The organism is Neptunomonas qingdaonensis, from assembly GCF_900113275.1.
GTDB lineage: Bacteria > Pseudomonadota > Gammaproteobacteria > Pseudomonadales > Balneatricaceae > Neptunomonas > Neptunomonas qingdaonensis.
Genome location: NZ_FOOU01000014.1, coordinates 1 through 13,674, shown reverse-complemented (window position 1 = coordinate 13,674; position 13,674 = coordinate 1). Strand labels below are relative to the sequence as shown.

Genomic DNA, 13,674 nt, shown 5'->3' with positions numbered 1-13,674 from the left:
GATACTGTAATACTCTTGGGATTAATCCGTCATTATCCAATACTTGTTTAAAATATCTGGGGCTTTATGCCTTACTCGATGGTTGAATTAAGTAAACTGTCCCCGGAATTTCCGGTAAATGACAGATCGGTTCTGAATTACTACATTTTATTTAAACCTGACAGTTAGATATAATAATTTACATCCTCGAATGAGCGTCACAGGTTTTTTAACTCTTGGTCAATGGTCTGCAACATATGGTTCCACAACTCATCATACATACATTTTTTTTTGGCGTTTTCTACGCGTGTCTTTACCTCAAATAAGGCAATCCTATCGAACTTCGACAAAGTTATTTCATTGGTTATACTCTTTTTTGATTGGTACAACTCAACGGTTTGCGCTAGAGCCGCAAGAAGAGCGCCAAAAAACCATACCGCAACGCCATACAAACTATCTCCCGTGGCGATTCCCGAAATAACCCCAAAGGCAATGGGAAGTAAGAATAGAATCAGGCCTCCTTTCCATAACGCCGCCGACCGTTTTGCCGCCACATTCATTATGACATTTACACGTTGATCGTAATACGTTCGATCTTCAGTCTTTAATGTTTCAGAAGAAGGGGAGGATACTCCTGAATGCTGAATCTCTAATACTACTCGATCTGAGTGCTCTCCATTTTTTTTCCTCTTTTGTAAATAATGGGTCAAAAGGATCGTTATTACCGGTCCAACTACAGCAGTAACGATGGCAATAATCATTGCGTCTAACAAATTTTCTTCCTCCCTTATTTACCCTGCACAAAAGGAAGACAGTACATTTTTTCCCACCCAATGCTTTGAACGGGGCTGTCCCCAATGACACTTAGTTAAGCGTAAGGCATTGAATTAAAATAAAGAAAGCTGGAGCCATGATAGACTCATAGCGTCTAAACAATTTGATTATCAATGGGAACCAGCTTTCATGTCCAATCCTGGCAGTATTTCAGAGTATCAGCAGAATAAACGCCCTTTTGCATCCAATCTACTACAAAAAAAAGTGCCTTTTGCAATCACCACCAGAGCCGGCGGCTAAAGTTGAGGAGCTTATCGACAAGATACATTAGCCGACGACCGTCATTCCCGAGGTCGGGCGATTTTACGTTTAGCAGGATCCGCAAAACGTAGCAAACGGCGCTATCATTTACGTCGTGAGGTAGCGGCTGAAGGAGCAGGCAAAAAAGCTTGAGATGGCTATACACAAACCATTGGCAAATGTTCCCTTTTTTTATAATCACGAAAAAGGGAGCGTCGCCACCTAATAGGCCTTTCTGGATAAAACTTTTCTACGTTTCCACAGCACGATACCCATCCCTATCAGCAAGATAAAAAAGATAGCGCTCAAGCTAGGATACACAATCGCAAATACCACAGGTGTTACCGCAACGCGCAAGGCAATTCTTGCCCATTCATGTGTATCCATAAAGTTAGACAGCGAACCTGAATGCTCGTAATAAATACGTACCGTCTGTCGCCCAAGACCGTTTGTCAGTAAATGTTTATCACGAAACTGGCGCACATCACCAATATGTGGATCTAAATAAGACGCGTGCGCTGCTTTTACAAACGGGCAAGGTGTAGCTTCGCTGATTATTTCGTCCGCACCAATATCGACGCTACCGGATCGCGCATCGCCATCGTAGTCAATACTCGGTGCCGCGGCATCTCTGCCCGCATTCACCACCGGTGAACTTTTGGAGATATGCAAGTCATCGTAGTTCACAAATAGTGGATCCGCGGAGATGTTGCCATTTTGCCCGACTGAATCGCCATCTTCGATATCGTTATGATCCAATGTGCATGCGCCGGAAGTTTCCTCGTGGAAGTCATCTCCGTTGCCCCACAAGATATTGTTTTGCAGTATGCAGCTCGCATTTGTTTGAATATAAATACCACCTCCGGATTGATGCGTGTCCGGTAGATTGCTGGTGAGGCTGTTATTCATGACAATAATATTAGTGCCGGTACGAATAAAGATACCGCCGCCTTTTTCAGCAATATTCGCCAGGATAAAATTATTCTCGATCCGTGGTGGGGTCGTTCCGGCTGCTGAATCAATAAAAATCCCTCCTCCTGATGCCGGAGATCCGAAAATTGAATTTCCTTTTATCTCGTTTCTCGCAATATAGGTCCCGCCGAGAAGAAATATGCCACCACCGAGGTTGCCGCCTGTAACTGAATTGTAGTGAATCTTGTTTTGGCTCACCGTAGCATTTGGCGTGCCATTAACTATCATCAGGCCACCACCATGCCCCTTTTCCAGAACGTTATGACTGATGATGTTGCGTTCGATTGTGAATATCGGCGTTTGATCCGTTGCAATGCCAGCGCCGCCCCAGCGCGCAGTATTTCCATCACCCATCGCCCCGCCGATCGTGTTATTAGTAATTCGTATGCCGGTATTGCTGAGATAAAGGAGTATCCCGCCGCCGGTTCCCCCTTGGTCGGAAGTGACTTTATTCTTCCTGATGGTGTTGTTTTCAATGTCCGTGTAGGGTGGCGCTTTGGGGTGTTTGGAAATGTAAATACCACCACCGCCGTTGTCAGCCGTATTGTTTTCAATGGTGTTGTTCTTGATCGTCATTGAAGCATGCTCAAGAAAAATCCCGGCACCGAAATTGGCTTTACCGTTGCGTAGCGTAAAGCCATCCAAGGTTGCTCCTTGTGCACCTATGACAACAGAGCCGGCTTGATTCCCATCAATAATAGACGGCCAACTGTTCCAGTTGCGGGCGCTATAGTCTGATTTATAACCGCCTTCGAGTTTAATGCCTGGTTTTACCGTAATATTTTCCGTATATGTCCCTTGTGCCACCCAAACCATATCGCCAGCGCTTGACGCATTGATGGCAGCCTGGATCGTTGCATGATCTATCGGAACTTTGCGCGTCGTCGCATACGCCTGATCAACAACAAATATGCTGAGTAAGAAAAATATAAAGATCAAGTGTAAACACTTTTTAAGCTGGATAGAAAAATGATTTGCCATTATTTCGGTCCTCAGTGATCGCGTCCACCTGAAGTTTCTGGACGGACGCTACTACATAATTATTATTTGATATACGATCACAACTGAAAAATTTAAGTCTTTTATTTTCAATATCTTATAACAACACCTCCAGTAAAACTGGACTTTTTAATTCATCACAACATTAACAAAAATCTGCTCCTTTCAACTCGCTGATCCGGTATCAAGTCGGATGTAGCATTAGGTCAATCAGGCACAGATTGAATCGCCCGAGTTTCCTGAGCTTTATTCTGTGGGGAGTGATTACGGTAATCTCGACTACATACTGCAATTTTTCCGGGTACAGGAAAAATAAACGCCCTTTGCCTCCAATCTGCCTTAAACGATATTGCATGACCGGATTGCGGATATCTGCAATTGAGCAGAGTAATGATACTTAGCTCAAGAGATATTGCTGTATCCTTGGTTGTTATGGTTTTTTTGGTGTTCCTATAACCCGACCTACGACGCTAAGAATCTTTACGTTCGGTGGCGATTTCTGGTGCCATACTACAGCTGCACCGGTCGCTGTCGCTACTGTGTCTGGAAAATCCGGATCCTCTTTGCTAACACACCTTACTCCTGTTGCCTGGCAACTTCCCGTGGCCGTAGAAACGACAATATTATCCGGCGGAGTAGGCACTTGCGTCGTGTTCGCAAGGCCATCCTTAACTAAGTAGCTGATCCAGTTACCCCGAATGTGACTCCGTGACTCTTCGTTCTGTTTGTCCAAGGTGGGAAGCTCACGCCACGTAACGAAAAAGCTTTTAGTGGCAGGGTGATAGTCAACCCGTGGCTTGTAAGTTTTCCGGAGGGCCTCATGATCCCAGATCTTAGAGATAGGAAATGGTGTGTTCGAAGTAGACGGGTTTATTGGATCAATGTAAGCACCCCAAACACCGGCCCATTGATCCTTGAGTGCTTTGCATGATTTCAGACCTGGTTTGCAATTGTCCTTGTCAGAATAAACGAGCAAAAATCGTTCCTTGCCATCAATCTTGCCGAAGGCAGCATCGGGATGTGTATTGCCACCTGCGGGTACTCCTAAGTTCAAGGTTACCCCTGCGATAGATTTCGCGTTCTTATCGAGAATTTCGGCTACCCCCGCGAATCCGCTGTACGCAAATAAATAGCGCCCGCCGGTGTTGGGGGCAACGGGAGCATAGGCAACTGTATGGCTGTCAATCCCATGTGTGGTCGTATTCAGCAGTTGGATCGGCTTGCCGCTCTCGCCGATAGCCTTAGAAATCCGTTGCGCCCATATGCCATTTTCCTTTTGGTAGACTCCTTGTACTGTACGCTGGACCGTAACCAAAAACTCATTTATCAGTGAGTTGTAGGTCACATGCAGAGATCCCACTCCATCTCCGTCGTAATAAGTCCATGCCTGATCGCTGAATAGAGAGAGCTGTTTTCCCACCGCTGCACCCTTGGAATCTAAGAAACGAATCAGAACCTCGTGGCCTGTGCCGCTTGTTGTGACGGCTGGCACTGCCAGAATAAAAAGATCGCTTTTAGGGCTGTAGGCCAGTGCAGGCCTGCCAAGGGCATTATGATTACTGGTCCCGAAGGGCTCGAGTTCCATCCCCAGCCCCTTGCCATTGATGTCAAAGGTTTTCACTCGCACCTCTGCTCCTTTGCCTGGGATCTCACGCAGGTAGGCAACTATGAACTCTTTGGCTTTGGTGTTGTAAGCTGTAGATGGCCGGAAAGCACTTGGCGTGGTGCCCGAAACCTGGAAGTGTCCGGAGGTCGTACACCCCTGGACCAGCATAAGTATCGGCAAACTGATGAGCAAAAATAGGCCACAAGATCGATAAAGTGCACCAGTTTGAGTCTTCATAGTTAATGCTCCTTTAGTTTTTCACTAACGGTTAAGGATGTATATAAGCTGCTCTTTTCCCCAAACACCTTTCACTTTGCATGAATAAACAAGCAATAATAATTACTGTTTATGCAGCCAGATGAGTACAAGTAAAATAAACGCCCTTTTATGAAAAACCTACAATAAGCAAAGTGCCTTTTGTAATTACTCCCAGAGCCGGGAATTATTATAAATACGTTAAACACTTACGTATTGGTTATAAATCACTCGTTAATCCGATGTCTCTTGCTTGGGGCGCTGCACCGCTCAAAGGGCTTTCCGCCTATTCCTTGAACACCATTTACTAACTCTCTTTAAACATACTAGAAAAAACTTGCTTACGGGGACTATCGCGGCACTGGCAGATGATTTTCTGTGACTAATGCCCCAGACTTTTTTCATTAATTTGCAAATCAAATTTCTTAAGAGCCCGCGATGCCAGCACATGCTGGCATCAGACCTGAGAATCAGGCTCTGTTTTTATCATACTGCTTAACCAGAAAATATATCACTACTCCCAGCAAGATCAATAATATCAGGGTCAACCAGTTGAAGAGGCCCCGTTGCTCTGGTACAACCACGATAATCTCATCAGACAGAGCGGCTGCATTACCACCTTCATCAACCGCCTGGATAGTATATACAGCAGTTTGCTCAGGAGTTTCAGAGTCCGCCCACTGGATACCAGGCTGGTGAGGATCTGTATCGCGCACTACTTTTGTCAGGGCTTTGCCATCGCGAAATACCTGATAATATGCCACGCGTTCTCTCAATCCGGTTTCAGCTTCGCTAATAACAGGTTGCCAGCTAAGCAAGGCTTTACCATTACTCAGTATACCGGTAACCTTTTCGACCCTAGCCGGTGGCCGGTGATCTTCATACAAATCATAACGAACACCACCCACGATTCTGCCAGTATCTAAATCAACCTGTTGTACTTCAACATAACCACCAGAGTGCGCTACTGCAACATCGCTGGGAATTACCGTCAGCACAGTTTTGCGTTGCTCACCGAGTTTAAGCGTGAAGTTCTCACCTGCATTGATGCCTTCCATTCCCCATGCCCACCCCTCCGGCAAGCGATCAATAACGTCCAATCTAAACTCACGTGGCCAGGGAGTCAGACCAAAACCCGGTTGCCCACCAGACCCTGCATAAAAAGGCAGAGGCATTGAGTGCCCTGCACGGGCGGCGATGAACCAGAGATTGGCTATACCGATATTGTTGTCTTCCCAAGGCTGAACAGTGGGAGAAGAGACGGAGTCTTCAGGATGATTAAGTACCACACCTATACACCAGTGACCACCAGTATCGGGCGGCGGCGGCAAGTCTTCCCAGATAACGGAGGCAACAGCGGTAGTATCTGGTGACACCGTCACGGTGTCCATTCCTATCAGATTGGCGCCATCTGGAAAAATCAGCCCGGTAGCATTATCACGGTAATAAAAAGCAACCTCTACATCCCTGGCAATACTTCCTCCCCGGTTACGAACAAAGGCTTTCACATGATTGTCTACGCCTACCAATGGAGCATCAATCTCCCAGTTATCATCATTGTCAATCCAGATATCGGTACTGGTCCAGTATTCGGCACAGGGTGCAGGATGTGAAATCGGATTGCCCATATCATCACGACAATCCTTGATCCATACATCAGCGGCCCCGTCACTGTCAGGAACAAATGCTAGACCACCCACAGTACCATCTGCGCCTAAGAAGGGACCAATTGTAGTGACACTGCCATCTGCTGGGTCAATGGTTACCAGATTATCGCCATCACTTGCATACAGGGTATCATCTGCTGAGAAGCTAAGGGCATTAATGACGCGCCCCGTGGGGTGAATATCGGTCTCAATATCCCGGCCTGGAGCGCCACCCAGAATCGGTATTCTGAAAATTGACTCTCCCGGCGCTGAACCTCCGGCACCAAACAGCGCATAATCAGAATCCCTTACCGCCAGGGCCTGCAAATTTGGCCTGCTAACAAAGCCAACGACTAGACCAACTCTGGTTCCGGTAAGTGAATCAAGTCGAACGATTTTACTACCGCTGTCAAATTCAGGTTCCGAGGTATAAAAGTAATCATCGCGAGCGCTGTATGCTAAGGCAAGAGGGTCGCTGACAAGGGCTGGTGAACTTAGGGCCATGGCTGCACCAGTTTCAGTATCAATGGAGTAAACCTGATCCATTCCAACTACGATATTGTTGATGGTATATAACAATCCAGTGGAGGGGTTGTAGGCCAAACCAAAGGGCTGAGTAAGCCCTGTATCACCAACCAGTGCTGTGTTGCCTGTGGCTGGATCAATAGTAACTAGCTGACCCACGTCTGTTCCTTCTGAAACAATGCCATATAAAGCGGCTTTGGCGATTGCACTATAAATTAATATTACTGCCACCAGTAAAACAGTGAGGTATTTTCTGAGGTGATCGGGTGTAAGCAAAGACAGCCCTGCACAAGCTGGTGTCCAAACCAAGGTAAAGTGAAGTGATTTCATGACGGACCTCTATACCCTGAAGTTAATGTGGGATTTTAGGCAAAATTAACGCCTTTTTGCGTCTAACTCTTTGAAGTGCCTGATCTACAGTTCGAACGCTTCTTTAGGTTTTTGGTATATCTATGAGTGCTCTCATCTGAGCCAGTCAAGTATTGGACAGGTCAGTTATATATTCAGCCTAAAGTACTGATTAGCTTTTCAGCGGTTAATTTGTTGATGTAAAAAATCATAGATATAGGCATCAGTATTACTTGGATATCTTTCACTATATCTTGTTAGATTTTTTATCCCTAGTTAGTTATTTTTAAACGACCGTATTAATAACATATTTGCATTTCAGCCTATAAATCAACGTAATTGAGTAGCTCAGAATTAAATTTGAGATAGAATTGATGTCGATTTTTTGTCTACTAATTGAAAAATTTTCGCCTATATCAGTACAGAATGAACACTGGGGAACCAGCTAAAGAAAGTGCAAAGAAGTGGTACTAGGCCATCTGTAAGCCCCGTGATATTTGATGTCTCTACTTGAAGTAGGGACTTGTACACAGGTCTAGCAAGGGTCAAAACAAATGGTATACTCGCCCCTTTCTGAAATAGCATCTAAGTGCCAAAAACGGACATTTGTTAAATTTTTAAGCCTCGATTGCAAGCAACCGATTACTCTAAGACGCTCTGCCTTTCCTATCTTAAATTTAATTAAGGCCCCCTCAATTACGTTGAAATAACGGCTGCAATGCGAGTAGTTTATTTAATACACCTGTTTGAATATTACTAACTGAGGCGAAAGAAATACGCCAAGATATCCAAGAAACGCCGCAGCTTGTATATATGATTTCTGACATCAACTGAATCATGTACGCAAGGAGAATTACTATGTATCGGAGAAGGAGGAATTAATATGGGAACTCAAAAACATAACAAAAAGATTAAAATAGAGAAAGGGATGACAGAGTTATCTAGCGCAAAGGTGATTCCAAAAAACTCACTTATAGAGAAGTGGCCCATTGCCGCTTATAAATATAGATATACAAGTGGGCCTTTTCTTCTACCGCAAAATTCTGGATCACTAGACTGGGGTCTACTTAATAACAGCAACACTCAACAGAAGGCTCGCGTTACTGTATTTAAATGCCCTGTAGGATCGGTAAAGACACCAGTAGCGCCAGGGCCCCTCGTGGTGACTGTTGATCCTGGAAAGTGTACTCATAACGCAAACGAGTACTCGGAAGGATTCTTCTATGAAGTTCAGGTTGAGTGCAACAGCAAACTCGTATTTCCGAATGTATCTATATGGCCAGGTAATTTTGGAGTAGCCATCCCTGGTACCAGTATTAATTCGGGGATGTTTATGCGTGTGATGCATTGAAGAACTTTTAATTAGCAATAAAGTAAGCCAATCAAAAAGAGTTGTGTAAATACGGATAAATGAAAAAGTTTGAAGAAGAATGCCTGACAATGGCAATCGAGAGGGACTTGCCTTTCGCGGTACTTGTTTTGTGCTTTGAATAGCACAAAAGCAATATCCACTACGGCAAGACTCTCCTTGCCGACGTTAGCACAAAAGGAGAATACCATGAGAATTGACCGCGTTAATCTCCCTATGTCCCGCCTTGAACCAATTCCGGGAAAAGATCGTATTCAATTGATAGATAAACTTTCCTATTCTTTTGTTGATGATTTCGGAAAAGAGCATGTTCAGAGTATTCGAGAATTCGTGGAAGAAAACCGACCTTACTTCGACGTCGAGTTACCTCGCAGTAGGAGGGAGCTTAAGACTGCTTCTGCTTTGCAAAGCGAAAAACGGGCCGCATTCCTGTTTTTTCAACTTCCAACCCGCGTCGTATGGGATGAGTTTCAGACCGATATCCGCAATCAGGGAGATCGGAACACTTGTTCGGCATTCGCGATGGTTGCCGCAATAGAAGCCCGATATATGCGTGAATATGGGCTCAATCTTAACCTGTCCGAGCAGTTCTTTTGGCATTGCTATAAATCAACAGGATTGTCATTTCCAAAAGTCTACAAATATGAGAACCAGTCCTCTTATTGGGGCGGTGGCAACTCACAAGGCATTCGAGCCGCTGTGAACTTTGCTATTCCTTTGGAGCAGCACTGTCTTTATAAAAATCGAAACGGTATGCAAGGTATCCGTGATCAGATTCCGGCTGCGGGACAGCTCGTATGGAAAAGTGACCCCGCTCAGAATATGGTCACGCAAGACGAGGTCGACGCATTTGAGTATTCCCCTCTTTACATCTCGGATGAGGCTAGGCAACAAGCTCGATATGGGGCAAAGTCTTATGTACTCTTCGATCCCAGTACCATTCGGAATACTTCCACCTTAGAGTGGCTTCTAGCGTGGGGATATGAGGTGATTGTCGACGCTAATCTTAAATGGAAAACGGATCCGGCTACAGGGATCAGAGAGTACGATCCAAACTCGGGAGGAGGATCTCACGTTTTCTTGGTTGTGGGCTTCGATCGTGACGAGCAAGCGTTTTATGTAAAAAACTCTTGGGGTGAAGCCGGCTTAATTCGTGTTTCTTACGAGTTCGCCCAGAATTGCTTCAGTGGTGGTTCAATCGTTACCGAAGTAACTGATCCTGAGAGGCCTACTACAAAAGCGCGAGCAATAGGACAATGGCAGATGAACCATGACGGATGGAAGGGTGAACTCATAATTCGACGCTTTACGAACGAAAACAACGATATCACAAGGCTGGGCCACTATCGAAGCTCCGACGGATCACTCAAGGCGATAAATGGGCGCTATGTTCATGATGGGCGGGGAGTCCACTTCTCCTTTACCGAAGGGGAAGACTCTGATCCTACAAGTCAAACCGGCCAGCCGTTCACGATGGACGTATACAGCTGGGATATCCAACACGCTGCTGGTGATACTGTGTGGCACAATATCCCGTTTGGGGCTTATATGCGCCGCGATGAATTTCAAAGTTCTTACGGAAAAGACTTTCAGCCCACAAAGTGGAAGGGAACGTGGTCAATGAATCACGATGGATGGAGAGGGACACTTTTAATCTCACAGGTTATGCCAATTCCCTTTGTCGGATGGTTGGTTCAAGGCGAGTACCAACCTGCCAACGGTACGCCAAAGGTAGTATTAGGATTCCTGGACGCTCAGCATACCCACATCCTACGTTTCAACATCAGCTTCTCCGACGAAAACAATCAGCCTTTTATTCTTCATTTTCACACATGGAGCGCCGATCTTGCCAGTGGCTATACATTTTGGAATGGGAAACGTTTTGGTGCCGTCGCCTTCAAGGGATAATAGTCGGTGATTTGCGACGTTAGATGAATATAACGAATGGAGGATGTCAAATGAAAGACGACGAGTACTCTACCGATAAGTTGATACCGCTTGCGAGACTGCTTATACACAAATTAAAGGATGATCAAAAACTAGATGAATCTACTGCCTTATCTGTCGAGGATGCTTTAGAGGAATTGATATTGAAGGATCCGGACGTTAGTGGGAAGATAAACGAATTAGCACAAAATATACGATCGACGCGCATGGATTCTGAAAAGACATCTATTCCAATTTGGCGTGCTCTAGTACGGCCGCTTGTCACAATATTTCTTACTCTCTTTTTTGTTATTTTTCTCTTTATTTGGCTTTTCGCCCCGATCTGGTTCGATGATCCAGCGAAAGTAGTTGCCCATCTCAAGGAAATGTTGCCGGTATTTTTGGGTATATATGGTTCAATTATAGGGTTTTGGTTCGGAGAGCATACTGCGGAAAGGGCACAAGAGAAGCAAGCTCAAGCTCAGATTGATGTGGAGAGAGCTAAGGCCAACGGCTAATGCCAATTGTGACCTGTATTCTGACCATGCTGAACTGAGTGTATGACATTTGCACCTAATCAGGCAAATCCAACGGACGGCAAAAAGCGCCGCCGCTGATTTGCAACGTTAATGTCTTCTTCGGGTCCAGACCGTGTGTAAACTATTCTCCGATTTTGATAGTGGTATTTGAAGGCAGATTTCATGCTTGAATATCGTCTTTGGTGGGATTTATTAATGGAAATCCATCGAAGTTTATGCTGTTTGTGGCTAATAATTTTACCCCAACCTGGTTTTTTTGATTTTTCACACGGACTGGGTCGCTTTGCGACTTAAAGGGCTTAGTCGAGGCAGGTCAAGCGATTGGGCAGGTGGGTGCCAAAAAGCGGAATTTTAGAAATTGCTAATATAGCAGTACAACTACTAACCCTCAGTGCCAAAGCGGTCAGAAGTATCAGCTAATCGCGATAAAGATCCTGGAAACACTTCGTACATGCTGGCAGTAAAAGTCGCGAGAGAATAGCAAGTAGTAGACTATGAATACCTGAACCTTCCGATACAGGGTTTTTATGTATAAGAAAAACTGCAAGGAATTGCAGTATACCGGCATTTGGTTTCCAATATAGATAAGTGAAAAGGACTGTTTGTCGACAGTCCCTTAATTTGTAACGTCAGCTCACTTTTATTTCGAGTTTCTTGGGCTCACTTGTCTCAACTTTATTAAGTTCCAGCGACAATACTCCATTTTCGAACTTGGCATCAATCGCATCAGGGCTTACATCTGCCCCAACAGTGAACTGTCGCATATAGCTCCCTGTATGCCTTTCTTGACGAATAAGCTTTCCGTCCTTCTCCTCTTTTTCTTCGGTGTTAGTTTCGCCTTTCACGGTGAGGATGCCGTTTTCCAGCGATACATGAATATCCTCTTTTTTGATACCGGGAAGATCTACATTCACTAAATACTTACTATCTGTTTCGTGTACATCAATAGCAGGAAACCAGTTAACCATTCGCCTTTCTGTCGGCATAAAAAAATCATTCAAAAATGAATCATCAAATAATCTATTAAAACGAGTCAGATTACCCATAACCCTTTACTCCCTTATTGTTTACGCTGAATTTAAATACTCTAAGTTTTATGAAGCATATTTATAGATTATTCCTTTTGAAGAACCTCAGATATACGTTCGAAAAATTTGAGTTTTATTTTAATTTTTTCAGTTAAAATTGAGATGCTTATTAACTAATCTCACATGCTACGGATGGTCAAGATATTATTACATTAGTTATTATAAAATGCGTTTTTAGCTTTTTCGGCTGTTTAACCTCAAGGGCTTCAATCAACAGAAGTGAATGGTGATGAGTTACTGCCCTTAGCGTAAGTGATGAAGATAAATCTTCATCACTTTCCTAACCGGGCACTTGTATTAATCAAGCGCTTTTGCGAGTGTTAGCGGTTTTGTTCGAGCCGCCGTTTTGTTTATGCGCAGAGATGTTAATTGTCTCTTCAATTTTCTCTTGGGCATACTGCATGAGTTTGCCGGCATCAGCCATCCCATACATATCAGACATACCAGAAATATTTTTTTCTATGATGTTCATTAATTGTTCTTTAGTTTCTGTCAGTACGGTGACTTCCTTTTCAGTAATACTCGCCAATTTTTCGTCAAACTTCTTGAAAAATTTAATCTGTAGCTCAAACACGTCTTTCGGCTCTCGCACGCTGCTCAGTGCTTGCATCTGCGCCAGTCCAATGTTGAACAGGTCAGTCATATATTCAGTCTGAAGAGCGATTAACTTTTCCGCAGCTGATTTATTGATGTCAGTAATCATAGTTACAGGCACCAAGGTTTCTTTAAGATTTTTCATTGTATCTTGGGGCATTTCTTTGTCCTCGGTTAGTTTTTTCAAACGGGCGTATCAGATCAATTATTCGCCTTACACACGTTATTTCAATGTAATTGAGTAGACCTAAATTGAATTTGAGATGGGACATATCGAAAAATATAAGTGATGGGATTCATTCAATTAAGTAATAGGGCGTTGTTTTAAAAAGTATATGAATTTGATGATTTTTATGTTCAGTTTTTTATAGTCGTTTCTTAAAAACTTAAAAAAACTCAATTAAATTGATTACATATTGTTAATGATATTAAGTATTAGTGGAGGTGGATGTATTATATTTTAAGGTATTAAATGTGCAAATATAGAACGTTAACATTCAAAAAGACTAGGAAATCATGAGCGAATTACATATTAATAAGGTTACCGTTATACAGCATTCAGGAGAACTTCATGTTTGACACAATTCCATTGAGCAGAATGACTAAAAAATGCAGTACGTTGCTGATTTTAGCCGTGTCACTTTCTATGAATAACGCTTATGCAGAAAATCATATGATAGGTGCAGATGAGTTTCTTGCTTCTTGTTCTTCCTGTCATGGTATTAGTGGTAAAGGAGACGGGCCTATAGCTCAA

The 13,674-nt window shown here is 43.8% G+C and carries 10 protein-coding genes; 4 read left to right on the top strand and 6 right to left on the bottom strand.

Annotated features, from left to right (window positions below):
- Window positions 1–197: 197 nt before the first annotated feature.
- The 4 genes from BM099_RS16515 to BM099_RS16500 form a co-directional block, all read right to left on the bottom strand.
- Window positions 198–752: a hypothetical protein gene (locus tag BM099_RS16515; protein ID WP_090729535.1), complete on the bottom strand. Its 555-nt coding sequence runs from the start codon at window positions 750–752 to the stop codon at window positions 198–200.
- 523 nt (window positions 753–1,275) lie between these two features.
- Window positions 1,276–3,006, bottom strand: coding sequence for a right-handed parallel beta-helix repeat-containing protein (locus BM099_RS16510; RefSeq protein WP_090729534.1), 1,731 nt, complete (start codon window positions 3,004–3,006; stop codon window positions 1,276–1,278).
- A 448-nt stretch (window positions 3,007–3,454) separates the two neighbouring features.
- Window positions 3,455–4,867 carry a hypothetical protein gene (locus BM099_RS16505; RefSeq protein ID WP_090729532.1) on the bottom strand — a complete coding sequence of 471 codons (1,413 nt, stop codon included), beginning with the start codon at window positions 4,865–4,867 and terminating at the stop codon, window positions 3,455–3,457.
- A gap of 488 nt (window positions 4,868–5,355) precedes the next feature.
- Complete coding sequence (locus BM099_RS16500) at window positions 5,356–7,386, bottom strand: NHL repeat-containing protein (protein WP_090729530.1); 2,031 nt, start codon at window positions 7,384–7,386, stop codon at window positions 5,356–5,358.
- A gap of 901 nt (window positions 7,387–8,287) precedes the next feature.
- Here BM099_RS16500 and BM099_RS16495 point away from each other — a divergent pair.
- The 3 genes from BM099_RS16495 (at window position 8,288) to BM099_RS16480 (ending at window position 11,217) form a co-directional block, all read left to right on the top strand.
- On the top strand, window positions 8,288–8,755 hold the full coding sequence (locus tag BM099_RS16495) for a hypothetical protein (protein ID WP_090729528.1): 468 nt from the start codon (window positions 8,288–8,290) through the stop codon (window positions 8,753–8,755).
- Window positions 8,756–8,962: 207 nt separating this feature from the next.
- On the top strand, window positions 8,963–10,681 hold the full coding sequence (locus BM099_RS16485) for a C1 family peptidase (protein WP_090729524.1): 1,719 nt from the start codon (window positions 8,963–8,965) through the stop codon (window positions 10,679–10,681).
- 50 nt (window positions 10,682–10,731) lie between these two features.
- On the top strand, window positions 10,732–11,217 hold the full coding sequence (locus BM099_RS16480; RefSeq protein ID WP_090729522.1) for a hypothetical protein: 486 nt from the start codon (window positions 10,732–10,734) through the stop codon (window positions 11,215–11,217).
- 650 nt (window positions 11,218–11,867) lie between these two features.
- On the opposite strand, the gene BM099_RS16475 is transcribed toward BM099_RS16480, so the two are convergent.
- A complete protein-coding gene (locus BM099_RS16475) occupies window positions 11,868–12,284 on the bottom strand; it encodes an Hsp20/alpha crystallin family protein (RefSeq protein WP_090729520.1) in 417 nt (138 codons plus the stop codon).
- Between the two features lie 343 nt (window positions 12,285–12,627).
- Window positions 12,628–13,107: a phasin family protein gene (locus BM099_RS16470; RefSeq protein ID WP_143083795.1), complete on the bottom strand. Its 480-nt coding sequence runs from the start codon at window positions 13,105–13,107 to the stop codon at window positions 12,628–12,630.
- Window positions 13,108–13,491: 384 nt separating this feature from the next.
- Between BM099_RS16470 and BM099_RS16465 the strand changes: the two genes are divergently transcribed.
- Window positions 13,492–13,674: c-type cytochrome (locus BM099_RS16465; protein WP_143083794.1), on the top strand; the 183-nt coding region annotated here is incomplete at its 3' end.

Excerpts from the sequence above, each read along its gene's own strand:
- BM099_RS16480 (WP_090729522.1), top strand. The coding sequence starts at position 10,732 with ATGAAAGACGACGAGTACTCTACCGATAAGTTGATACCGCTTGCGAGA.
- BM099_RS16505 (WP_090729532.1), bottom strand. The coding sequence starts at position 4,867 with ATGAAGACTCAAACTGGTGCACTTTATCGATCTTGTGGCCTATTTTTG.
- BM099_RS16475 (WP_090729520.1), bottom strand. The coding sequence starts at position 12,284 with ATGGGTAATCTGACTCGTTTTAATAGATTATTTGATGATTCATTTTTG.
- BM099_RS16485 (WP_090729524.1), top strand. The coding sequence starts at position 8,963 with ATGAGAATTGACCGCGTTAATCTCCCTATGTCCCGCCTTGAACCAATT.
- BM099_RS16495 (WP_090729528.1), top strand. The coding sequence starts at position 8,288 with ATGGGAACTCAAAAACATAACAAAAAGATTAAAATAGAGAAAGGGATG.
- BM099_RS16500 (WP_090729530.1), bottom strand. The coding sequence starts at position 7,386 with ATGAAATCACTTCACTTTACCTTGGTTTGGACACCAGCTTGTGCAGGG.
- BM099_RS16510 (WP_090729534.1), bottom strand. The coding sequence starts at position 3,006 with ATGGCAAATCATTTTTCTATCCAGCTTAAAAAGTGTTTACACTTGATC.